Origin of the sequence: Streptomyces sp. NPDC058195, assembly GCF_042883525.1 — a bacterium.
Classification (GTDB): Bacteria; Actinomycetota; Actinomycetes; order Streptomycetales; family Streptomycetaceae; genus Streptomyces.
The window spans coordinates 104,049-126,360 of sequence record NZ_JBHVVM010000004.1 but is presented as its reverse complement, the minus strand read 5'-3'; the positions used below and the strand labels follow the sequence as shown (position 1 = coordinate 126,360).

Sequence of the window (22,312 nt, the reverse complement as noted above, 5' to 3'; positions counted from 1 at the left end):
GGCTCCCCAGCGGTTCCGGCTCTGCCGGCCGTTCCTTCCCCTCGGACCGTTCCCTTCCCTCAGGGACGTCTCGCTCCCTTCGGGCAGTTCATTTCCTGGCGGCCGTTTCGTTTCCCTCGGACCGTGCCGGTCCGAGGGCTCAGTAGCCCCCGGAGCCGACGTGGTCCACCAGGGCCAGTTCGCGGGCGAAGGCACGCACCCGCAGCAGGCAGCGGGCGAACAGCCGGACGGCCGCCGGGCGGTGCGGGCCGTAGGCCGCCGTCCACAGGGCGGGGACCTGCGCGGACCGCCGGGGCCCGGAGTGCTGGATCTGCGTCATGGAATCAGCTTCGGACCCGCTCCCGGGATCGGTCCAACAGATGATTCAGCTGGCTCCCATCGCTACCGTGGATGGATGGAGCTTCGCCAACTCCGCCATTTCGTGGCGGTGGTCACCCAGGGCGGTTTCACCGCCGCCGCCCGTGCCGAGCTGATCGCTCAGTCCGCGCTGAGCACCTCCGTACGCAATCTGGAGCGGGAACTGGGGGCCGAGCTGTTCGACCGGACCGGCCGCCGGGTGGTGCTGACCGAGGCGGGCCGGGCCCTGCTGCCGTCGGCCCGGTCGGTGCTCGCCGGAACGGAGGCGGGGCGGGACGCGGTGGCGGCGGTGTCGGGACTGCTGGCCGGCCGGGTCAGGATCGGCACGATCCAGACGCTGACCTGCGTGGATCTCGCGGCCGAGCTGGCCGCGTACCACCGCGTGTGGCCGGGCGTGCAGATCTCGCTGCGTGAGGCGACCACACCGGAGCTGGTGGCGGGGCTGCGCGCCGGAGAGCTGGACCTGGCCTTCCTCGCCCCGGACGCCGCCGAACTCCCCGAGGGCATCGCCGGCTTCGCGACCTGGCACGAGGACCTGGTGCTGATCACCGCGCCGGGCCACCGGCTGGCGAACGCCGGGCGCACCCTGATCAAGGATCTCGCCGACGAGCCGTTCGTGGACTTCCGGGCGGGCACGGGGCTGGAGACCGCGGTGCGCAGGCTGGCCGCGCACTGCGGCCTGGAGCGCCGGATCACCTGCGACGTCACCCAGATCCGGCTGCTCGTCGATCTCGTACGGGCCGGGATCGGCGTGGCGATCGTGCCCCGGCGGATCGGCGTGGAGGCGGGGCTGCCGTGTGTGAGCATCCGTCAGCCGGAGCCCGGCCGGACCGTGGTCCTCGCCGGACGGGCGCCCCGGCCGCGCAATCCAGCGGCGGAAGCGCTCCTCGGCCGGTTGACGACGGACGGCCCCTGAGCCCGTCGCCCGGCCGTCGCCCCGGGCCGTACGGCCGCGGGCCCCCGACGGAACGGGAGCGGGAAGCGCGATGTCCGTGTCCGGCCCGGCCGGACCGTCCGGCCGTTTCACTGCCGGCCTCGGCCTACCGCCCGGACCGGGACGGAGCCGGTGATCCAGCGGTTGCCGAACCAGAGGCCGGTGCCGGTGCCGCTGCCGCTGCCGAGGAGTCGTATCGTCCGCCCGGCCGGCGGCAGCGCGGCCCGCCGCCTATTGCCCCAGCCAGGCCGCTCCAGCGGGTACGGGAACACCGGGCCGAGCCGGGGACGGACGAACCGCAGCCCCCTGGGCCCCGGGACACGGCCCGGCGTCTCCCGGGCAACAGCGGGGCATACGGGCCCGGAGCCAGACCACCGTGGCGGGCGGCCCAGCCCTCGGGTGCCACCGGTCCCGCCGCCGGTCCTCACGCACCGCGCGGCGAGCAGGGCATCCAGGTCATTCCTCACAGACCGGCCTGCGATGGCAGGATGACGGCATGGTGACGCATCAGCCGTGGACGGGCCTTCACGGTGACCTGTCGGCAGCGAAGGCACTGGTGTACGACCCGAGCGGTTTCGCCTGCTCGCTGCCGGTGCCCGAACCGGAGAGTGCCGCGTACGCGGCCTGCTCGTTCACACTCGATGACCGCTCGGTCCGGTTCCGCGTGGCCAGGACCACCCCGGCGAAGGCGGGCCAGTTCGTCACCGTGTGGCAGCGGTCCCAGGAGGGGCCGATCCGGCCCTTCGCCGCCGAGGACGGGGTGGACCTCTTCGTCATCAGCAGCCGCGGCGACGACGGCTTCGGACAGTTCGTGTTCCCGCGCGAGGTGTTGTGCGGGCGCGGCATCGTCTCCCGCGACGGCTCAGGAGGGAAGCGCGGATTCCGCGTCTACCCGCCGTGGGTGACCACGACCAGCCGACAGGCCCGCAGCACGCAGGCATGGCAGGTGAACCACTTCTTCAGCCTCGGCCAGGACGGGCCTGCCGACCTGGCTCTCGCCCACGCCCTCTACCACCCGTAGGTGCCCGCCGCGCCACGGCACGGCACGGCAACCAGGAACAGCACGGCGGCCATCCCTTCGAGGGCGAGGCCCGCCGGGCAGACCAGTCATGGCGAGGTGATCCGCGGTCGCGGGCGATCAGGGACAGGACGTTCCGGCAGCGCACGTCCCACGCCTGCGGGCGGAACGACGCCGCACCCGCCCTCCGGCGCGGCCCGCTTCTCACCTGACGCGATCCGCCCGGCCTCCGGCCGCCCCGTACGCGCCGCGGACCAGGCCTGCGCATCGGAACAGAACTCCCGGCTCAGGGGCGCAGGGCCCGCAGCAGCAGATCGGCCAGGTGGTCGGCGACCTCCTGCTGGGTGAGCGGGCCGTCCGGCCGGTACCAGGTGGACAGGTGGTGGACCGAGCCGAAGTGGTAGTCGACGATCAGGTCGGCCGGGGTCGCGGTGGAGAACACACCGCTGCGCTGGCCCTCCTCCACCAGCGCCCGGAAGCGCTCGTGGTAGCGGCGGCGCTCCACCCGGACCTGCTTGTTCTTCTCCGGACTGAGGTGGTGCATGGAACGGAAGAAGATCGAGGCGTCGTCGAGGTTCTCGATGGTGGTGACCACCACGTCGGCCGCCGCGTCGCGCAGCCGCTGCTCGACGGGGGCGTCCGCGCCCGCGAAGGCGTCGAGGCGTTCCTGCTGGAGGCGCAGCACCCGGGCGTAGACCTCCTGGAGGAGATCCTCCTTGGAGCCGAAGTAGTGGTACAGCGCGCCCTTGGTGACGCCCGCCGCCTCGACGATGTCCTGGACCGAGGTGCGGTCGTAGCCCCGCTCGGCGAAGAGCCGGGTGGCGGCGGCCAGCAGCCGCTGCGGCACGGGAGCCTGCTCCCCGTCCGTCGCCTTGGCCATTGCCGCCACCTGCCTTCCACGTGAACCGGTCATCGAGGGGAACGCAGTTCCCTCCGGAGGATCTTCCCACTCGCCGTCTTCGGCAGTTCCGCCAGGATCTGCACCTCGCGAGGGTATTTGTACGCCGCCAGCCGCTGTGCGCAGTACGCCGCCAGCTCCTCGGGTCCGGCCGTGGCGCCGGGCCGCAGGCTGACGTAGGCGCGGACCGTCTCGCCGCGGTAGGCGTCGGGCACGCCGACCACGGCCGCCTCGCGGACCGCCGGGTGGGTGTAGAGGACGTCCTCCACCTCGCGGGGCCAGACCTTGAAACCGGAGGCGTTGATCATGTCCTTCTTGCGGTCGACGACGTAGAGCCACCCCGCCTCGTCCATGAAGCCGATGTCGCCGGTGCGCAGTTCGCCGTCCGGGAAGGCGGTGGCGGTGGCCTCGGGCAGACGCCAGTAGCCGGGGACCACCTGCGGGCCGCGGACGGCTATCTCACCGTGCGTGCCGAAGGGGACCTCCTCGCCGTTCTCGTCGAGGATCCTGACCACCGTGTCCGGGCCGGGCACACCGACGGACAGGGTTCCGGAGCCCGGGTCGACGGGAGCCTCGCGCTGTGGCGGTACGGAGGCGCAGGGCGCGGTGCACTCGGTGAGGCCGTAGCCGTTGTGGAGGTACGGGCCGAGGTCCGTGCGGAACTTCTCGACCAGGGCGGGCGGCACCGGCGCACCGCCCGAGGAGATGATCCGGAAGGAGGCGAAGTGCCCGGGGGTGGCGCCGGGGTGGGCGGCCAGCGCCATGAAGGCGGTGGACGGGCCCACGGTGTAGGCCGGGCGGTGCTCGGCGAAGGCGTCGAGGACGACGCCCGGATGGAATCGGTACGCGAGAACGAGGGTGCCCGCGTTGGTGAGGCAGGCGCCGAGCTGGCACACGACGCCGGTGATGTGGAAGAGCGGGGCGAGCGCGAAGTAGACGGAGTTCTCGGGGACCGGGTGCCCGGTGCGCTGGCGCTCGGCGTTGACCATGATGTTGCGGTGGGAGTTCATGGCGCCCTTGGGGGTGCCGCTGGTCCCGGAGGTGTAGCTGATCAGCGCGGTGTCGTCGGCGGCGGGCAGGCGCCCCGCGGGGGCTTCGGCGCCCCGGCGGGCGACGGCGACCAGGTCCTCGGTGTCCGGGGGCACCGGCAGCCGCTCGAAGCCCAGGACCCGTTCGTCGTCACGGGTCTGGAGATCGAGCTCGCTGGTGGTGAGGGCGATCCGTACGGAGGGGGCGGCGGCCGCGGTCTCCCGCAAGAACGCCTCCCAGGCCCGGTCCGCGCAGATCAGCGCCGTGACCCCGGCGTCCTTCAGTACGTGGCCCACCTCGCCGGATCTGTACATCGGGTTGAGCGGGACGGCCACCGCACCGGCCTTCCAGGCACCGAGCAGCGCGAGGACGAACTGCGGGCTGTTCTGGAGCATGACCGCGACCCGGTCGCCGGGCTCCAGTCCCGCGGCGGCGAGGTGAGCGGCCACCGCGTCGGAGAGCTCGTCGGTCTCCCGGTAGCTCAGGCGGCCGTCGAAGTAGGCGAGGGCGGGGCGTCCTGGGGCGCGTGCGGCGGACTCCCGGAAGGCGTGGACCAGGGTCGGGGCGGGGTGCACGGGGGCCTTCTGGGCCTCGCTGAGCAGGGCGAGCCACGGCTGGGCCGCGTAGATCGATCCGGTCATGCGCCCGTCTCCTCCCACGTGCGCTGGAGGTGGTTCATGCTGTCGAGCCAGTGGTCGGTGTCCTTGGCGCGGGCCCGGTAGTACCCGGCGACCTCGGGGTGCGGCAGGACCAGGAAGCGGTCCTCGGCCATGGCGTCGAGGAGCGCGTCGGCGACCGCCTCCGGCTCGATGGCGCTGGGGGCGAGGACCAGCTCCCCGGCCGATCCGGCGGCGGTGAGCATGTCCGTGCGCACGCCCTGCGGGCAGATGGCGTGCACCTTGATGCCACGGTGGCGGTAGGTGAGCGAGAGCCATTCCGCGAAGGCGACGGCCCCGTGCTTGGTGACGCTGTACGGGGCGGCGCCGATCATCGTCAGCAGTCCGGCGGCGGAGGCGGTCGAGACGAAGCGGCCGCTGCCGCGCTCCAGCCACTCGGGCAGCAGCGCCCGGGCCGCGCGGACATGGGCCATCACGTTGACGTCCCAGGCCGCGGCCCAGACCTCCTCCTCGGCGAGGGCGTCGCCGGGCGAGGCGAGTCCGGCGTTGGCGCAGTAGATGTCGATGGCGCCGTCGAGCGCGTCCCGTGCCGCGTCCACGATCCCGGAGGCGTCCCCGGCGACGGCGGTGGCGCCGGTCTCCCCGGCCAGCGTCTCGATCCGCGCCGCGTCGAGGTCGTTGACCACGACCCGCGCGCCCTCGGCGGCGAACCGGCGGGCCAGTGCGGCCCCGATTCCGCCTCCGGCCCCGGTGACCACCACGCCCGCGCCCTTGAGCACACTCATCGGTTCCGCCTCTCTCAGCCGACTCCAGCGGCAGACTAACCAGTCGGTATGCCGGAGTGGAAGAGACGCGGAGGACGGCGGCGCGGCAACCGGGCCAGGAGCGCCGCTCCCGTCACACCCGTCCCGTCCGGCTCGTTCCGTCAGGGCGGAACCCGCGCTAGCGTGCGTGACCATGACATGCGTCGCGATCATGGAGGTAGCCGAATGAGCCTGTCCAGACGTGGTTTGCTGGCCGCCGGTGGTGCGGTGGGGGCCCTCGCGGCGACGGCCGCCGGGACCGGGGCGGCGAGCGCCTCCCCCGGGCCGGGCAAGGGGCGCGGGGTCCGTACCGGCTTCGACCGGCTGGCGGCGGACGGCTACGCCCTGCTGAGGGGCGAGAAGGTCGGGGTCGTCACCAACCCCACCGGGATCACCTCCGACGTGCGCCACATCGTCGATGTGATGCACCCGGACGACCGGGTGGACCTGATCGCCGTCTTCGGCCCGGAGCACGGCTTCCGCGGCACCGCGCAGGCGGGCGGCTCGGAGGGGCGGTACGACGATCCGGCGACCGGGCTCCCGGTCTACGACACGTATCTGAAGAGCGGGCAGCCGCTCGCCGACGTCTTCACGGCCTCGGGCGTGGACACCGTCGTCTTCGACATCCAGGACGCGGGCGCGCGCTTCTACACGTACATCTGGACGCTCTACGACTGCATGGAGGCGGCGGCCCTGGCGGGCAAGCGGTTCGTCGTGCTGGACCGGCCGAACCCGGTGACCGGGCGGGCGGCGCTCGGCCCGGTGCTCGACCCGGCCTTCGGCACCTTCGTGGGCCGCCGGGAGATCGCGCAGGCGCACGGCATGACCGTCACCGAGCTGGCGCTGCTCTTCAACGCACGCTTCCTGGCCGAACGGCCGGTGGACCTGCGCATCGTGAAGATGTCCGGCTGGAAGCGCACGGACTTCTTCGACTCCACCGGGCTGCCGTGGGTGCCGCCGAGCCCCAACATGCCGACCCCGGACACCGCGCTGGTCTACTCCGGCACCTGCCTGTTCGAGGGCACCAACCTCTCCGAGGGGCGCGGGACCACCCGTCCCTTCGAGCTGCTGGGCGCGGAAGGCATCGACCACCGCTGGGCACAGGCGGCGAACGCGCTCGGCCTGCCCGGGGTGGCGTTCCGCGAGGCGTACTTCGCGCCGACGTTCTCCAAGTTCCAGGGCAGGACGGTCGGCGGGGTGCAGCTCCACGTCCAGGACCGCGAGGTCTTCGACCCGGTGCGTACCGGCATCGGGCTGCTGGTGACGGCGAAGCGGACCTGGGACGGCTTCGCCTGGCGCCCGGACAACTGGATCGACAAGCTGACCGGCAACACCCGGGTCCGCACCATGATCGACGCGGGCGCGGACACCGACGAGGTGGTGGGGGCGTGGTCCGCCGACCTCGCCGCGTTCCGTGCGGTGCGCAAGCGGTACCTGCAGTACTGACGGGCAGAACGGAGCCGGGCGGGCCCGCGGTGCGCGGGCCCGCCCGGGTCACGGCCTACCGGTGGGCGGGGAACTCCACCACCTGCTGGTAGGTCGGGCGGTTCTGCCAGTGGATCGCCTTCTGGGTGATCCCGCCGAGTGCCCGGTGGATGATCGAGTCCGTGCACCACTGGTCGCCGGCCTTGCAGGTGCCGTCGCCCGGGTAGACCTCGGTGGCGGGCTCGGCCACGGCCTGCTTCAGGGCGCCGAGCAGGGCCTCGCGGCAGCTGTCCGCGTCGCCGTTTCCGCAGTACGTCCGGCCCAGCGGCCCCTTGACCGGCTGCCCCAGGACCTGACGCAGGTCCTTGTCGGCGAAGCCCCACCAGCCGTACTGGAAGGCGGAGCCGCTGTGCGCCCCGCTCGGGCCGTGGCTGGCGGCCGGGGACTCGTCGGTGGCCAGGCTCGCGGTCAGCGCCTCGTACAGGTCGTCACCGAGTCCCGGCCGGAACTCCGCCTCGACCAGCTTCGGCCACCACGCGTCCATGATCCGCACCGCGTCGGCGTGGGTGTACGCGTGCGAGCCGGGGCTGCTCTCCCGGCGCTGCGAACCGGCCGCCCGCCAGGACTCCAGCTGCTGGACGGCGGCGTTCAGTCCGGGGTCGGTGACCGGCTTGGAGCGGATCACCTTCAGCAGCTCGGGCAGCAGCTGCTCGCCGCGCAGGTCGGTGAGGGCGGCCTCGGCCATGGCGCGGGTCAGCGACGCGCGGGTCACCCCGCCGTCCTCCACCAGCTTCGCCACCCGGTCGTCGAGCAGATCACCCCGGTGCACGGCGCTGAGGCCGAAGCCCGCCGCGGCGTACCCCTTGGCCTGGCGGTTGTTCCAGGAGACGTAGTAGTCCTGCCCGCTGGAGTGCGGGTGCTCGGCGAACGCGGTGTACGCGGCGGTGTTGGCCGCCGGGTCGAAGCCCTGCCACTCGTAGGCCCGTTCGGCCCTGATCGGCAGCGCCGGGTCGATGTCCGCCGGGCGCACCGGGTTCATGCCGCTGTTGTAGTAGGCGGCGGTGCGGGAGTCCGCGTAGAACCAGTTGAAGGCGTAGTCGATATTGCTCGCCGCCTGCTGGAAGGAGGCGGCGTCCTTGACGTACGAGGGGTCGTTGAGCATCTGGAAGCCGATGATCGAGTCGGCCTCGTGCCGGTAGGTGGAGCGCAGCGAGGTGTAGGCGACGGGCTTGCCGTCCACGGTGGCGCGGTGGGTGACGATGCCGTAGTTCGTGCGCCGCGCCTGCATCCGGTAGGAACCGGCCGCCGTGGAGTCGGCGACGGTCGGCTTCCAGGAGTTGGTGTGCTCCAGCGTCTCCATGGCGGTGCAGGTGCCCCGGTAGAGGTAGTGCGTGGAGTCCTTGGCGGGCGTGGAGCCGTCGGGCTCGCACAGGTCGACGGTGTAGGTGTCGGTGATGTCCTGGGCGGCCGAGGTGGCGCTCCAGGCGTAGTCCTGGCCGCGGCCCATCTGGATGTACATGCCGACCCCGGCGAAGGAGACGCCACGGGCGCTGATGCCGGGCCCCTGGAGTTCCTGGAGCATCATCAGCTGCGGGGCGAAGTAGCCGGTCTGCGGGCCGAAGACGGCGATGGGGTTGCCGCTCGCGGTGTGTTTCCCGGAGACCAGCAGGGCGTTGGACATGCCGCGCTTCTGGGCGCCGGAGCCGGAGCCGGGCAGCGAGCCCTCGGGGATGACGCCGTCGTCGTAGATGCCCTGGGCCTTCTTGAGCCGGTCCGGGGCCTTGACGGGGTCCTTCCTGCCGGTGCCCGCGGAGCCGGTGCGGTCGTAGATGACGGGTTCGGCGGTGACGGAGCCGCGGTCGGGCAGCGCGGTGCCGCGCGCCTGGTCGGGCTTGCCCGCGTAGGGGAAGGCGGTGCCGTCGTGGACCGTCAGCACGGCCTCGGGGTCCTCGCGCTGGCGGAAGGACTCCCAGATCCTGGTGCCCTCGGCGACGCCGTACTTCTGCTGGGCGGCCAGCAGCGAGAGCGCCGCCTGCACCTCTCCGCCACCGCCGCCGCCGAACTGGCCGCCGACGACCGAGGCGATGGAGATGAGGTCGGTCAGCTTGAAGGGCTGTATCTCACCGATGTTGGTGATGGCGTCGATCTTTCCGGTGAGCACGTACTCACCGGGGAAGTAGCGTCCGTCCTTGGACTTCTGGCGGTAGGCGTTGATGCCGTCGACGTACGCCTGGGCGTCCGCCATGGCCTGCTCGCCGCGCTCGCCCTCGCGCGTCCGGATGTATTCGACCTGCGCTTCGAGATCCGCTTCGGTGTACGGGGCCTGCGGCCAGAACTGCTGCTCCAGCCCCTGGTTGGCCAGCGCGCCCCCGGCGAACGAGGTCAGTTCGCCGCGCCCGATGTGCCGGAAGAGGTCCATCAGCCAGAGCCGGTCCTGCCCGGCCGCGTATCCGGCGCCGAACTCGGTGCCGTAGCGGGTGGTGCCCTTGATGTGCGGGACACCGGACGCCTTGTCGCGGGTGATGGTGACGTCGTCGCGCGGCGAGGTGACCGACTCCACCTGGTCCGCGGGCACCCCGAAGGAGGCGTCGTTGAAGAAGTCGGTCAGCTTCTGGTCGGTGAGGCCGGAATACCCGGCCACCAGCCCGTTGTAGCGGTCGAGTTGGTCGTCGCTGTGGGCGGGGTGCGTGCCGACGGTCTTGTTGCCGAGGATCTCGACGAGGGTGGCGTTGCCGTTCTCGCCGGGCGGCAGGATGTCGTCGCACTGCCCTTGGCAGTAGTCGGTGACGGGGGCGGGTTCCGCCGCGACGGCGGAAGTGGCCTGTGGCGAGGCCGCCAGCAGGGTGGTGCCGAGCGCGAGGACCGCTGCGGCGGTGGCGGCTCTGAACAGGACGGTGCGTGGGGGCATGCGTGCTCCTCCGGAAGGCCGATGCGCCGGAGGTTACTGGCGGTATGACTCATCGGTAAGATGAACATCCGTCACTTTTTCCGAATCATCACATGACCAGTTCGGCGGCGGGGGTTCCGACCTGCGGCCGGTCGAATTCCGGACAACGTCACGTGGCGCGGGATCCTATTCGGGCGGCCATACGTCCCTCCCATGACGCCGAAGTACGAGCGACGGAGGTGACGGAGCGGTGGCGGGATTCCGGAGTCTTGCGAGACAGGTGCGCGATCCGCGGAACGACCTGGCGCTGCGGCGGTATTCGCTGCGCAAGTGCCTGGAGAGGTTCGCCCCTTACGGGCATCGGGCGACCTGGGACCATCTGTGCGCCCGGCACGGGATCGGGCCCGAGGACCGGTCTCCCGATCCGGGGCGCCTGGTGCGCGCGCTGGAGGAGCTGGAGGCGGCACGGGCCGTCTGGCTCGGCTACGAGGCCGGGTTCGCCGAGCGGCGCAGGCGGGAGAAGCACGGCGGGCTGCGCCGTCCCGGCAGCTTCGACGACTGGCACCGGCTCACCTGGGGCGGCAACGGGGTGGTGCGGTGCGAGAACCCCGCGGTGCATCCCTCCGCCCCGCTCGCCGAGGTCCTGCACCGGCTGATCACGGCGCTGGAGGCGGCACCCGGCACGGCCTGCCCGGTGTGCGCGGGCGCCGCGATCCACTGGCGGCAGAGCCTGGCGCACGAGCCCTGCGCGGGGCCGGTCTGCGCGGAGTGCGGGATCGCGGTGCCCCGCCCGGTCCTCACGCCGGAGGCGCTGACGAAGGCGAGGAGGGCGGGGCGACGGGACCTCGCCTCGGTGGCCTGAGCGCCGCCGCGGCCCGCGGTGCGCCCGGCCGCCGCGGCACGCGTCCAGGCCGCCGCAGCGTACGCCCAGGCCGCCGCGCCTACCCGCGCCCGGACCGCGGGCTTTCCGGCATCAGGCGCGAACCGGTGATCCGCTGACCGGAGATGTCATTCGGGTTGGAGAGCACGCACGTCTCCAAGGAGAGACAGCCGCAGCCGATGCAGTCGGTGAGATGGTCCCGCAGCCGCCCCAGCTGCTCGATGCGTTCGTCCAGCTCGGAGCGCCAGGCGGCGGAGAGCCGCGCCCAGTCCTCGCGGTTCGGGGTGCGCTCCTCGGGCAGTTCGGCGAGGGCCTCCCGGATGGTCGCGAGCGGGATGCCGACCCGCTGCGCCGCGCGGACGAAGGCGACCCTGCGCAGCGCGTCCCGGGTGTAGCGGCGCTGGTTGCCGCTGGTACGACGGCTGCTGATCAGGCCTTTGGCCTCGTAGAAATGAAGGGCCGAGACCGCGGCGCCACTGCGCGCGGAGAGCTGCCCGACCGTGAGCTCATGAAGTGTCTGTGGGATCTGGGGCACCCCTCCCACCCTAGTGGCCCAGCCCCCGCCGACCCGCCGTTGACAGGGGCGCACCCGCCAACCATGCTGAGCAAGCGCTTGGACAGTGCACCGAGGGACGGCCCGGAGCGGAAGGCAGGGACCAGGGACATGGCAGAGCCGAGGATCTTCACGTCCGCGCAGGAGCTGCGCGACGGGGTGGGCGAGCAGCTGGGGCACAGCGACTGGCTGGAGGTCGAGCAGAAGCGGATCGACCTGTTCGCCGAGGCCACCGGCGACCACCAGTGGATCCACGTGGACCCGGAGCGGGCCGCGACCGGGCCCTTCGGCACGACGATCGCGCACGGCTATCTCACGCTCTCGCTGCTGCCCACGTTCGTCCCGCAGATCATGCGGGTCGAGGGCATGCGGATGGGCATCAACTACGGGACGAACAAGGTGCGTTTCCCCGCCACCGTGCCCGTGGGCTCGCGGCTCCGGGCGACCGCCGTACTGAAGAGCGTGGAGGAGACCGGGGGCGGGGTGCAGGTCACCGCCGTCGTCACGGTCGAGCGGGAGGGCGGCGACAAGCCGGTGTGCGTGGCCGAGTCGGTGTCGCGCTACTACTTCTGACGAGCCGCGCTCCCTGACGGCCCGTCGCGCGGGCGGGCCCGCTACTTCCGCGGGTCCGCCCCGACCATGCGCAGGACGAGGCCCGCGTAGAGCTCGCCGACCTCATCCGGTGTCCGGCTGCCCCCCGTGCTGAACCAGCGCGCCACGTCGATGCAGAGCGAGAGCACCGCCAGCGTGGTGCCCGGGACGTCGGGTACGTCGAACTCGCCCGCCCGCACCCCCTCGCCGATGATCCGCCGCACCACCGCGTCGCTCCGGCGGCGCAGCTCGACGATCTCGGCGCGGTGCTCCTCGCCGAGGGCGTCGAGTTCGTACTGGACCACGCGGGCGGTGGTGTGCCGCTCGGCGTGCCAGCGGACGAAGGACCGTACGGCCTCGGCCAGCCGCTCCCCCGCCGTGCCGCCGCCGTCCGCGGCCGCCTCCAGGACGGACAGGGCGCGGTCGTGACCGATCCTGCTGATCCGGTGGAGCAGCTCTTCCTTCGTCTTGTAGTGGATGTAGAGAGCGGCCGGGCTCATGCCCGCCCGGCCCGCGATGTCGCGGGTGGTGGTGGCGTGATACCCCCGCTCGGCGAAGGCGTCGACGGCGGCGACGAGCAGCCGCCTGGCGGCCTCGGGTGTCACCTCGGCCCACGGCGCGCTGTCGCCGTCGGTCTCCTCCGCCGTGCTCATCGTCGCTCGCCCCTCTCATCGGCAGGACGAACACCATACCCCGAACCTGAGCAAGCGCTTAGGGCCCCGCCGCCGGTCCGCCGGGGCCGTCAGAGCTTCTGGAAGGGGTCGTGGTCGGCCAGGATCTTCTCCAGCCGGGCCTGGTCGACCCGGCTGACGAGCTGCCCGGCCTCCTGCCGGTCACGGATGACCTTGGCCAGAGTGAAGCAGGAGGTGACGAGGTAGAGAACGCCGATCGCGAGGAATCCCCGGACCCAGGCGTCGGCGTCCAGGAAGTAGATACCGAGGGCCACCGCGCCGATCGCCACTCCGAAGGAGGCGACGGCCTGCCCGTAGAAGGCCGCGGTGCCCTGCTGCTTGACCGAGGGTGTGTCACTCATGACGCCAGCATCGGCGGACGTGGCGCACGCCACATCCGTTCGCATACTCAGCTGGTACTCAGATGTCTGTTCGAGCAGTGCCGCGGTCCGGGCTCAGAAGGCGGAGACCCCGGTCAGCGCGCGGCCGATGATCAGCTTCTGGATCTGGCTGGTGCCCTCGTAGAGCGTCATCACGCGCGCGTCCCGCAGCAGCTTGCCGACCGGGTACTCGTCGATGTAGCCGTAGCCGCCGAAGACCTGGAGGGCGTTGCCGGCGGCGCGCACGGCGGCCTCGGAGGCGAAGAGCTTCGCCTGGGAGGCGGCGGTGGCGAAGTCCCGGCCGCGGTCGATGAGGTCCGCCACCCGCCAGGTCAGCAGCCGCGCGGCGTCGACGTCCACGGCGATGTCACTGATCAGCTCCTGGACGAGCTGGTGACCCGCGATGGGCTTGCCGAACTGCTCACGCCCGGCCGCGTGCCCCACGGCGGCGTCCAGCGCGGCCTGCGCGATGCCGACACATCCGGCCGCCACCGACATCCGCCCCTTGGCGAGGGCGGACATCGCGACGGAGAAGCCCTTTCCGGCCGGGCCCATGAGCGCCGACGCGGGCACCCGGACGTCCTGCAGGACGAGCTCGGCGGTGGCCTGCCCGCGCAGGCCGAGCTTGCCGTGGATGGCGCGGCGGGTGAGGCCGGGGGTGTCGGCGGGGATGAGGAAGGCGGATATGCCCCGGTGCCCCGGGGCCTCGCCGGTGCGGGCGAAGAGCAGCACCACATCGGCCCAGGTGCCGTTGGTGATGAACATCTTGCTGCCGTTGATGACGTACGCGTCGCCGTCACGGACCGCCCTCGTCGTCAGGTTCCCGGCATCCGAGCCGGTGCCGGGCTCGGTGAGCGCGAAGCAGCCGACCGCCTCACCCGAGGCGAGCACGGGCAGCCAGCGCCGCTTCTGCCGCTCGTCGCCCCAGGCGGCGAGGGTCTTGGCGACCAGGCCGAGGGAGACGGAGACGATGCCGCGGACCGAGGAGTCACCGCGTCCCAGCTCCTCGGTGACCAGGCAGTACGCGAGGTGGTCGCCGCCCGAGCCGCCGTACCGCTCCTCGATGGTCAGCCCGAGGAAGCCGACGGAACCCAGCCTCTTCACGATCGACCGGTCGACGCTCTCGGCCCGGTCCCAGTCCGCCGCGTGCGGGGTGACCTCCCGGGCGGTGAAGTCCCTGGCGAGCCGCCGGACGGCCTCCTGCTCCTCACTGAGTTCCAGGTCCATCCTTCGGCTCCCCCACTTTAATTAGCACTGCTAGTTTTTGGCTTCCAGGCCCTACTATGTGCCGCATGGCCCGACCGCGCAAGCCCCTCCTCAGCAGAGACCGCATCGTCGAGGCGGCGAGCGCGCTCGTGGACGCCGAGGGACTCGACGCCGTGTCGACCCGCCGCCTCGCGACCGAGCTCGGGGTCAGCGGGCCCTCCCTCTACAACCACTTCCGCAACAAGGACGAGATCCTGGACGCGGTCGCGGACGCCGTCTCCGCCCAGGTCGACCTGTCGATGTTCGAGGAGTCGGACCCCCGCGGCTGGCGGGCCGCCCTCCACGACTGGGCCGTCTCCTACCGTGCGGCACTCACCGAGCACCCGCACATCGTTCCGGTGCTCGCCCGGGGGCCGGGCCGCAGGCCCGCCGGGCTCCGGGTCGCCGACGCGGTGTTCGGCGCGATGGTCAGGGCCGGCTGGCCGCCCGCCCAGGCGACGTACATCGGGGCGCTGATGCGGTACTTCATCACCGGTTCGGCGCTGGGCTCCTTCGCCCGCGGCTTCGTGGACGACGAGACGGCGTACGACCCGGCCGACTACCCGCACCTCGGCCAGGCCCATCTGCTGGCCGAACGCGGCCGGCAGATCGACGAGGGGGCCTTCGAGACCGGGCTGCGGGCCCTGGTCGACGGTCTGTCGGTCCAGTACGAACTGCTGACGCCCGGCACGACGGTTCGGCGACCGCCGAAGCGCCCCTGACGCATCCTGGTCCACATGGCACATCCCGATCCGGCCGCGCCCCGGCTGGCCGCCCTGGCGTCGCTCCTCGCCGACGAGACCCGCGCCGCCTTCTGCCTCGCCCTGCTCGACGGCCGCGCCTGGACCGCCGGGGAGCTGGCCCGGCACGCCTCCGTGGCCCCGTCGACCGCCAGCGAGCACCTGGGCAGGCTCGTCGGCGGCGGGCTGCTCGCCGAGGAGCGGCAGGGCCGCCACCGCTATCTGCGGCTCGCCGACGCGCGGGCCGCACAACTGATCGAGGACCTGGCGGCGCACGCCGTCCCCGGCCCCCTTCCGGTACGCCCGCGGAGCCTGGGCGCGGCGGGCGCCGACCGGGCGACGGCCCGCGGCCGCACCTGCTACGACCATCTCGCCGGACGGCTCGGCATCACGATCGCCGACGCGATGACCGCGCGGGGACTGCTCCGGCAGGACACCGGCTTCGCCCTCACCGAGGACGGTCTGCGCTGGTTCGACGGGCTGGGCATCGGGCTGGAGCCGTCGTCACGGCGTCCGCTGGCCCGGGGCTGCCTGGACTGGACGGAACGCCGGCCGCACCTGGCGGGCGTGGCGGGAGCCGCGCTGTGCCGCCACGCGCTGGAGGCGGGGTGGTGCGTACGGATCGGGTCCGGGCGCGCGGTGAAGACGACCGAGGCGGGCGAGCGGGAGCTGCTGGCGCACCTCGGCATCGTGCCGCAGTCCCTTCGGTAGGCGCCGAACGGTCGCGGTTCTACGGTCGGGCGCATGACGACGACACCCGGCCCCGTGGCGCCCCGTGACTGGCGGGCCCCCGCAGCGGCCTGCACCACCGTCCTGCTCTGGGCCTCCGCCTTCGTGTCCATCCGCAGCGCAGGGGACGCCTACTCGCCCGGAGCGCTGGCCCTCGGCCGGCTGCTGGCGGGCACCCTGGCGCTGGGTACCCTGCTGGTGCTGCGGCGCGAGGGGCTGCCGCCGCGGGCCGCGTGGCCGGGCATCCTGTGGTCCGGACTGCTCTGGTTCGGCCTCTACATGGTGGTGCTCAACTGGGGCGAGCGACAGGTGGACGCGGGCACGGCCGCGATGGTGGTGAACACCGGCCCGCTGCTGATCGCCCTGCTCGGTGCCCGGGTGCTGGGCGAGGTGCTGCCCTCCCGGCTGGTCGCGGGGATGGCGGTGTCGTTCGCGGGCGCCGTCGTGGTCGGCCTCTCGATGTCGGGGCGCTCGGGCGCGCCGGTGTCCGGCGTGGCGCTGTGCGTGCTGGCCGCGGCGGCGTACGCGGCGGGGGTGGTCGCCCAGAAGCCCGCGCTGCGACACGGCTCGGCGCTCCAGGTCACCACGTTCGGCTGCCTGGTCGGCACGGTGGCCTGTCTGCCGTTCGCCGGGGCGCTGGTCTCCGAGGCCGCCAAGGCGCCCCTCCCCGCCACCCTGAACATGGTCTACCTGGGCCTTTTCCCGACCGCGCTGGCCTTCACGACCTGGGCCTACGCGCTCGCCCGGACCACCGCCGGGCGGATGGGGGCCACCACCTACGCCGTGCCCGCGCTGGTGGTGGTGATGTCCTGGCTGGTGCTGGACGAGGTGCCCGCGCCGCTCGCCGTCGGCGGGGGACTGCTCTGCCTGGCCGGGGTGGCGGTCTCCCGGGCGCGTGAGCAGACTGGGCACAGGCGCGGGGATCGGGCACAGCCGGTGGAAGGAGCCTAGATGTCACGGAACGCCAAGCGGGCGAACGGCCGCGGCAGTACGAAGCGGGCGGCGCCCAGGGCCGACGGAGCCGGGCTCGAGGGCTTCACCGTGACCGACAGCGGCGACGACGATCCGGTCCTGGTGACGCCCGAGGGGCGGCCCCGGGACGCCTGGCGCGAGGACTACCCGTACTCCGTCAAGCTCGGCCGCAGGGCCTACGAGAAGTCCAAGCGCTCCCTGCAGATCGAGCTGCTCAAGCTCCAGTACTGGGTCAAGGAGCACGGCGAGCGGCTCGTGATCCTCTTCGAGGGGCGCGACGCGGCGGGCAAGGGCGGCACGATCAAGCGGTTCACCGAGCACCTCAACCCCCGCGGCGCGCGGGTGGTGGCGCTGGAGAAGCCGACCGAACGCGAGCGCACCCAGTGGTACTTCCAGCGGTACGCGGCCCATCTGCCCTCCGCCGGGGAGATCGTGCTGTTCGACCGCTCCTGGTACAACAGGGCGGGCGTGGAACGGGTGATGGGCTTCTGCACCACCCGCGAGTACCTGGAGTTCATGCACCAGGCGCCGGGTTTCGAGCGGATGCTCGCCCGGGACGGCATCCATGTCGTGAAGTTCTGGTTCTCGGTCTCGCGCAACGAGCAGCGCAACCGGTTCATGATCCGGCAGATCGATCCGGTGCGGCAGTGGAAGCTCAGCCCGGTCGACCTCGCCTCGCTCGACAAGTGGGACGCGTACACCGAGGCCAAGGAGCTGATGCTGTTCCACACCGATACGGCGGACTCGCCGTGGACGGTGGTGAAGAGCAACGACAAGAAGCGGGCCCGGCTGGAGGCGATCCGGCACGTGCTGCACCGCTTCGACTACCCGGACAAGGACGCGGAGGTGGTGGGCGAGCCCGACCCGCTGATCGTCGGCCCGGCCTCCCGGCTCTTCGAGCAGGGCGAGATGGATGCCCGGCTGCTCACCACGGAGCGGTCGGAGACGGGGCCGGCGAAGGGCTGACGGGCCGGGCGGCCGTACGGGGGCGGGGTCAGCCGTAGATCACGAGCGCGCGGCCGCCCCGGCCCGCGAGCATGGTGCCGAAGGCGGCCGGGATGTCCTCCAGGCCGATCCGTTGGGTGACCAGCGCGGAGAGGTCGAACGCGCCCTCCCGGATGTGTCCGGCGATGACCGGCAGGTCCCGGGCGGGGTCGCTGTTGCCGTAGACGCAGCCGGTCAGCGAGCGGCCCCAGTGGAAGATCTCCAGGGCGTTGAAGGAAACCAGCTGGTCCTTGGCTCCGATGCCGACGACCGTGGTACGGCCGCCGCGGCGGGTGGATTCCCAGGCCCCGCGGATGGTGACCGGCCGCCCGACGCATTCGATCGCGACATCGGCGCCCTGACCACCGGTGATCTTGCGGATCGCGCGCGGGGTGGTGTCGGAGGCGACGACGTAGTCCGTGGCGCCCGCCCGCCGGGCCAGCTCCTCCTTCTCCGGCGACACGTCCACCGCGATGATCCGTCCGGCGCCCGCGATCCGGGCGGACTGGAGCACCGCGAGACCGACGCCCCCGGCGCCGAACACGACGACGGACTCCCCGGCGCGCACCCGGGCGCTGTGGTGGACCGCGCCGTAGCCGGTGAGGACGGCGCAGCCCAGCAGGGCCGCGTCGGTGAGGGGGATGCCGTCCGGGGCGGGCAGCACACAGTTCGCGGGGACGACGGTCTCCTCGGCGAAGGCGGCCACGTTCAGTCCGGGGTGGAGTCCGGTGCCGTCGTCCGCGCGCCGGGCGTGCACGGTGCCCGCGCCGCTCAGCGCGTTGGCGCACAGCCAGACCTCGCCGATCCCGCAGTGGTGGCAGCTCCCGCAGGAGGGCGCCCAGTTGAGGACGACGCCGTCGCCGGGTGCGACGTGCCCGACGCCCTCGCCGACCGCGAGGACGGTGCCCGCGCCCTCGTGACCGAGGACGGCGGGTACGGGCACCCGCATGGTGCCGTCGCAGAGCGAGAGGTCGGAGTGGCAGACCCCGGCGGCGGCGAGGGCGACTCTCACCTGGCCGGGGCCTGGTGCGGGAAGCTCGATGCCGGTGATCTCCAGCGGGGCTCCGACGGCGGGCAGTACGGCGGCGCGGACCACGAGCGGACTCCTTGACGGACGACGGCGGGAGGGGTGCGGGCGGTGCTGGGATCAGAACAGGTGCAGAGCAGGTGCAGAGCAGGTGCGGAGCAGAACCGGCGCAGGACCGGAACAGGTTCAGAACTGGAGGGACTTGGTCTGGAGGTACTCCGCCAGCCCGTGCGCGCCGAGCTCGCGGCCGACGCCGGACCGCTTGTAGCCGCCGAACGGGGCCAGCGGGTTGAACCGGCCGCCGTTGATGTCGACCTGGCCGGTGTCCATCCGCCGGGCGAACGCCACCGCCTGCGCCTCGTCTCCCGCCCAGACCGCCCCGGCCAGGCCGTACACGGTGCCGTTGGCGATGCGCAGGGCGTCGTCCTCGTCCTCGTAGCGCAGGACCGAGAGGACCGGGCCGAAGATCTCCTCCTGGGCGACGGTCATCTCCGGGGTGACATCGGCGAGGACGGTGGGGCTGACGAAGTAGCCGCGCTCGCGCGGGGCCCCGGGGCCGCCCGCGGCCAGCCGGGCGCCCTCGGCGAGGCCCCGCTCGATGTAGCCGCGCACCCGGTCGCGCTGGCGGGCGCTGACCAGCGGGCCGATGCGGTCGCCGTAGGTGGCGGCCGCCTCGGCGGCGAGCGCGACCGCCTCGTCGTACCGCGAGGTGTGCACGAGCATCCGGGTCCAGGCACTGCACGTCTGGCCGGAGTTGCCCATCACGTTCGCCACGCCGACCGCGACGGCCCTGGCCAGATCAGCGCTGGGCAGGATGACGTTGGCGGACTTGCCGCCCAGTTCGAGAGCGACGCGCTTGACGGCAGCGCCCGCGAGCGCGCCGATCCGGCTGCCGACGGCCGTGGAGCCGGTGAACGAGACCAGGTCGACGCCCTCATGCCCGGCCAGGGCCTGTCCGGCGACCGATCCGAGGCCGGTGACCAGGTTGAACACGCCCGCGGGGACGCCCGCCTCGTGGACCGCCTCGGCGAAGAGCTGAGCGGTCAGCGGGGTGTCCTCGGCCGGTTTGAGGACGACGGTGCAGCCCGCCGCGAGGGCCGGGGCGGCCTTCGCGACGATCTGGTGCAGCGGGTAGTTCCACGGGGTGATCGCGCCGACGACGCCGGCCGGCTCGGCGTACACCGTGGAGTTGCCGACCCGCTCCTCGAAGGGGTGGTGCGCGGCCAGCTCGGCGAACGAGCCCGCGACCACGATCGGCATGCCCGTGTGCACCGCCCGCGCGAAGGACGGCGGCGCGCCGAGCTCGGCGGTGACGGTCCGGGCGATCTCGTCCTTGCGGGCGGCCAGCGCGTCGCGCAGGGCGGCGAGACGGGCGGCCCGTCGCGCGGGGGACGTGGCCGCCCAGCCGGGGAGCGCGGCGCGGGCGGCCCGTACCGCCGCGTCGACGTCCTCGGCGGTGCCCGCCGGGACCTCGGCGATGACCTGCTCGTCCACCGGGTTCACGACCGCGATCCTGTCCGTTCCCGCGGCGGGCCGCCAGGCTCCGTCGAGGTACATGCCGTCGTGCGCCTTCATCGCTGTTCCTCCCGGACACGGTTGCGGGCGGGGCGCCGCCCGCAACCCAAACTAGCGCTGTTAGTTTTCAGGCGCCACAGGCGCCTGTCACGCCAGGGGCTGCCGGTCGAGTTCACCCTGCTCCGCGCCGGGGTCCGCGAACTGGGTGCGGTACAGCTCCTCGTACCGGCCGCCCGCGGCGAGGAGTTCGTCGTGGGTGCCGCGCTGCACGATCCGCCCGTCCTCGACGACCAGGATGAGGTCCGCGGTGCGCACCGTGGAGAGCCGGTGGGCGATCACGACGGCGGTGCGTCCGGCGAGTGCCTCGGTGAGCGCTTCCTGGACGGCCGCCTCGGAGGTGTTGTCCAGGTGCGCGGTGGCCTCGTCGAGGATGACGACGCGCTGGCGGGCCAGCAGCAGCCGGGCGATGGTCAGCCGCTGGCGTTCGCCGCCGGAGAGCCGGTAGCCGCGTTCGCCGACGACGGTGTCGAGCCCGTCGGGCAGCGAGGCGACGAGACCCTCCAGCCGGGAGCGGCGCAGCGCGTCCCACAGGTCCTCCTCGGCGGCCCCGGGGCGGGCGAGGAGGAGGTTGGCGCGGACGGACTCGTGGAAGAGGTGGCCGTCCTGGGTGACCATGCCGAGGGTGTCGCGCAGGGTGTCGGCGGTCAGGTCGCGTACGTCGACGCCGCCGATCCGTACGGCCCCCTCGTCCGTGTCGTACAGCCGGGGCAGCAGTTGGGCGATGGTCGACTTGCCCGCGCCGGAGGAGCCGACGAGGGCGACCGTCTGGCCGGGTTCGGCGCGGAAGGAGATGCCGCGCAGCACCTCGTCGCCGCCCCGGGTGTCGAGGCTCGCGACGTCCTCCAGGGAGGCGAGGGAGACCTTGTCGGCGGACGGGTAGCCGAACCGCACCTGGTCGAACTCGACGGAGACCGGGCCGTCCGGGACGGCCCGCGCGTCCGGCTTCTGGTCGATGAGCGGCTTGAGGTCGAGGACCTCGAAGACCCGCTCGAAGCTGACGAGCGCGCTCATCACCTCGACGCGTGCCCCGGCGAGTGCGGTGAGCGGGGCGTAGAGCCGGGTGAGCAGGAGGGCCAGGGCGACGACCGCGCCCGCGTCCAGCCGGCCGTGCAGCGCGTAGTAGCCGCCGAGCCCGTAGACCAGGGCGAGGGCGAGTGCGGAGACCAGGGTGAGGGCGGTGATGAACGCGGACTGCGCCATGGCGGTGCGGACGCCGATGTCGCGCACCCGGCCGGCCCGGTCGGCGAATTCGGCGGACTCGTCGGCGGGGCGGCCGAAGAGTTTGATTAGGGTGGCGCCGGGGGCGGAGAAGCGTTCGGTCATCCGGGTGCCCATCGCGGCGTTGTGGGCCGCGGCCTCCCGCTGGAGCCGCGCCATCCGGGCGCCCATCCGCCGGGCGGGCAGCACGAACACCGGCAGCAGCACCAGGGCGAGCACGGTGATCTGCCAGGAGATCGAGAGCATGACGCCGAGGGTCAGCAGCAGGGTCACCACATTGCTGACGACGCCGGACAGGGTGTTGCTGAAGGCGCGCTGGGCGCCGATCACGTCGTTGTTGAGGCGGCTGACGAGCGCGCCGGTGCGGGTCCGGGTGAAGAAGGCGACCGGCATGCGCTGTACGTGGTCGAAGACGGCGGTCCGCAGGTCGAGGATCAGGCCCTCTCCGAGGTTGGCCGAAAGCCAGCGGCCGACCAGTCCGAGGGCGGCCTCCGCGAGGGCGATGACGGCGATCAGGAGGGAGAGCCGGGTGACGGTGCCCGCGTCCCGGCCCGCCACGATCGTGTTCACGACCCGTCCGGCCAGGACGGGGGTGGCGACCGCGAGCAGCGCCGTCGCCACACTGACCAGCAGGAACAGGGCGACGCGGCGCTGGTGGGGGCGGGCGAAGGCGGCGATGCGCCGCAGGGTCTTCCGGTCGAAGGGGCGTTTGTCCGCTTGTGCGTTCATGACGTTGTGGAGCTGTGTCCACGCCGTGGTTTCCATGCTCATGCGAGGAA

21 protein-coding genes are annotated in these 22,312 nt (G+C 72.8%); 9 read left to right on the top strand and 12 right to left on the bottom strand.

All coding sequences use genetic code 11. The annotated features are described in order from the left end of the window. Positions 1 to 139: 139 nt before the first annotated feature. Positions 140 to 319: a hypothetical protein gene (locus tag ACFVWY_RS06570; RefSeq protein ID WP_389867944.1), complete on the bottom strand. Its 180-nt coding sequence runs from the start codon at positions 317 to 319 to the stop codon at positions 140 to 142. Between the two features lie 75 nt (positions 320 to 394). Here ACFVWY_RS06570 and ACFVWY_RS06565 point away from each other — a divergent pair, with 75 nt between their 5' ends. Together ACFVWY_RS06565 and ACFVWY_RS06560 are read left to right on the top strand one after the other, a co-directional pair. Next, the gene (locus tag ACFVWY_RS06565; protein WP_389867942.1) at positions 395 to 1,273 is read left to right on the top strand and encodes a LysR family transcriptional regulator; all 879 of its coding nucleotides are present in this window, start codon (positions 395 to 397) and stop codon (positions 1,271 to 1,273) included. Between the two features lie 514 nt (positions 1,274 to 1,787). Beyond that, entirely contained in the window at positions 1,788 to 2,312 is a 525-nt protein-coding gene (locus tag ACFVWY_RS06560; RefSeq protein WP_389867940.1) for a MepB family protein, read from the top strand. A gap of 283 nt (positions 2,313 to 2,595) precedes the next feature. Here ACFVWY_RS06560 and ACFVWY_RS06555 read toward each other — a convergent pair whose 3' ends face one another. From ACFVWY_RS06555 to ACFVWY_RS06545, 3 genes are read right to left on the bottom strand one after another with little or no spacing between them, the layout of a single operon-like run. Next, the gene (locus tag ACFVWY_RS06555) at positions 2,596 to 3,189 is read right to left on the bottom strand and encodes a TetR/AcrR family transcriptional regulator (protein ID WP_389867939.1); all 594 of its coding nucleotides are present in this window, start codon (positions 3,187 to 3,189) and stop codon (positions 2,596 to 2,598) included. Positions 3,190 to 3,218: 29 nt separating this feature from the next. Next, the gene (locus ACFVWY_RS06550; protein WP_389867938.1) at positions 3,219 to 4,877 is read right to left on the bottom strand and encodes a class I adenylate-forming enzyme family protein; all 1,659 of its coding nucleotides are present in this window, start codon (positions 4,875 to 4,877) and stop codon (positions 3,219 to 3,221) included. Next, positions 4,874 to 5,638 carry an SDR family oxidoreductase gene (locus ACFVWY_RS06545; RefSeq protein WP_389867936.1) on the bottom strand — a complete coding sequence of 255 codons (765 nt, stop codon included), beginning with the start codon at positions 5,636 to 5,638 and terminating at the stop codon, positions 4,874 to 4,876. The genes ACFVWY_RS06550 and ACFVWY_RS06545 overlap by 4 nt, the downstream gene beginning before the upstream one ends. 204 nt (positions 5,639 to 5,842) lie before the next feature. Between ACFVWY_RS06545 and ACFVWY_RS06540 the strand changes: the two genes are divergently transcribed. Further along, a complete protein-coding gene (locus tag ACFVWY_RS06540) occupies positions 5,843 to 7,102 on the top strand; it encodes an exo-beta-N-acetylmuramidase NamZ domain-containing protein (protein ID WP_389867934.1) in 1,260 nt (419 codons plus the stop codon). A gap of 55 nt (positions 7,103 to 7,157) precedes the next feature. Here the strand turns inward: ACFVWY_RS06540 and ACFVWY_RS06535 are convergent, their stop codons facing one another. Beyond that, entirely contained in the window at positions 7,158 to 9,989 is a 2,832-nt protein-coding gene (locus ACFVWY_RS06535; protein WP_389867932.1) for a penicillin acylase family protein, read from the bottom strand. Positions 9,990 to 10,218: 229 nt separating this feature from the next. Between ACFVWY_RS06535 and ACFVWY_RS06530 the strand changes: the two genes are divergently transcribed. Next, a complete protein-coding gene (locus ACFVWY_RS06530; RefSeq protein WP_389867930.1) occupies positions 10,219 to 10,830 on the top strand; it encodes a hypothetical protein in 612 nt (203 codons plus the stop codon). 79 nt (positions 10,831 to 10,909) lie between these two features. On the opposite strand, the gene soxR is transcribed toward ACFVWY_RS06530, so the two are convergent. Next, positions 10,910 to 11,383: a redox-sensitive transcriptional activator SoxR gene (gene soxR, locus ACFVWY_RS06525; RefSeq protein WP_389867928.1), complete on the bottom strand. Its 474-nt coding sequence runs from the start codon at positions 11,381 to 11,383 to the stop codon at positions 10,910 to 10,912. Positions 11,384 to 11,512: 129 nt separating this feature from the next. Here soxR and ACFVWY_RS06520 point away from each other — a divergent pair, with 129 nt between their 5' ends. Then, positions 11,513 to 11,974, top strand: coding sequence for a MaoC family dehydratase (locus ACFVWY_RS06520; RefSeq protein ID WP_389867926.1), 462 nt, complete (start codon positions 11,513 to 11,515; stop codon positions 11,972 to 11,974). Positions 11,975 to 12,015: 41 nt separating this feature from the next. Here ACFVWY_RS06520 and ACFVWY_RS06515 read toward each other — a convergent pair whose 3' ends face one another. From ACFVWY_RS06515 to ACFVWY_RS06505, 3 genes are all read right to left on the bottom strand, one after another. After that, on the bottom strand, positions 12,016 to 12,645 hold the full coding sequence (locus ACFVWY_RS06515; protein ID WP_389867925.1) for a TetR/AcrR family transcriptional regulator: 630 nt from the start codon (positions 12,643 to 12,645) through the stop codon (positions 12,016 to 12,018). Positions 12,646 to 12,734: 89 nt separating this feature from the next. After that, on the bottom strand, positions 12,735 to 13,025 hold the full coding sequence (locus ACFVWY_RS06510; RefSeq protein WP_389867924.1) for a YiaA/YiaB family inner membrane protein: 291 nt from the start codon (positions 13,023 to 13,025) through the stop codon (positions 12,735 to 12,737). Between the two features lie 93 nt (positions 13,026 to 13,118). Beyond that, positions 13,119 to 14,270, bottom strand: coding sequence for an acyl-CoA dehydrogenase family protein (locus ACFVWY_RS06505; RefSeq protein ID WP_389867922.1), 1,152 nt, complete (start codon positions 14,268 to 14,270; stop codon positions 13,119 to 13,121). Positions 14,271 to 14,335: 65 nt separating this feature from the next. Between ACFVWY_RS06505 and ACFVWY_RS06500 the strand changes: the two genes are divergently transcribed. The 4 genes from ACFVWY_RS06500 to ppk2 are packed head-to-tail and all read left to right on the top strand — an operon-like array spanning position 14,336 to position 17,695. Then, entirely contained in the window at positions 14,336 to 15,010 is a 675-nt protein-coding gene (locus tag ACFVWY_RS06500) for a TetR/AcrR family transcriptional regulator (RefSeq protein WP_389867920.1), read from the top strand. Between the two features lie 15 nt (positions 15,011 to 15,025). Next, positions 15,026 to 15,739 carry an ArsR/SmtB family transcription factor gene (locus ACFVWY_RS06495; protein ID WP_389867918.1) on the top strand — a complete coding sequence of 238 codons (714 nt, stop codon included), beginning with the start codon at positions 15,026 to 15,028 and terminating at the stop codon, positions 15,737 to 15,739. A 33-nt stretch (positions 15,740 to 15,772) separates the two neighbouring features. Then, positions 15,773 to 16,708: a DMT family transporter gene (locus ACFVWY_RS06490; RefSeq protein WP_389867916.1), complete on the top strand. Its 936-nt coding sequence runs from the start codon at positions 15,773 to 15,775 to the stop codon at positions 16,706 to 16,708. Next, positions 16,709 to 17,695: a polyphosphate kinase 2 gene (gene ppk2 / locus ACFVWY_RS06485; protein ID WP_389867914.1), complete on the top strand. Its 987-nt coding sequence runs from the start codon at positions 16,709 to 16,711 to the stop codon at positions 17,693 to 17,695. It begins immediately after the preceding gene. Positions 17,696 to 17,723: 28 nt separating this feature from the next. Here ppk2 and ACFVWY_RS06480 read toward each other — a convergent pair whose 3' ends face one another. From ACFVWY_RS06480 to ACFVWY_RS06470, 3 genes are all read right to left on the bottom strand, one after another. Beyond that, a complete protein-coding gene (locus ACFVWY_RS06480; RefSeq protein WP_389867912.1) occupies positions 17,724 to 18,809 on the bottom strand; it encodes a Zn-dependent alcohol dehydrogenase in 1,086 nt (361 codons plus the stop codon). A gap of 117 nt (positions 18,810 to 18,926) precedes the next feature. Beyond that, entirely contained in the window at positions 18,927 to 20,315 is a 1,389-nt protein-coding gene (locus ACFVWY_RS06475; protein ID WP_389867911.1) for an aldehyde dehydrogenase family protein, read from the bottom strand. A gap of 87 nt (positions 20,316 to 20,402) precedes the next feature. After that, positions 20,403 to 22,304 carry an ABC transporter ATP-binding protein gene (locus ACFVWY_RS06470; protein ID WP_389867909.1) on the bottom strand — a complete coding sequence of 634 codons (1,902 nt, stop codon included), beginning with the start codon at positions 22,302 to 22,304 and terminating at the stop codon, positions 20,403 to 20,405. Positions 22,305 to 22,312 lie beyond the last annotated feature (8 nt).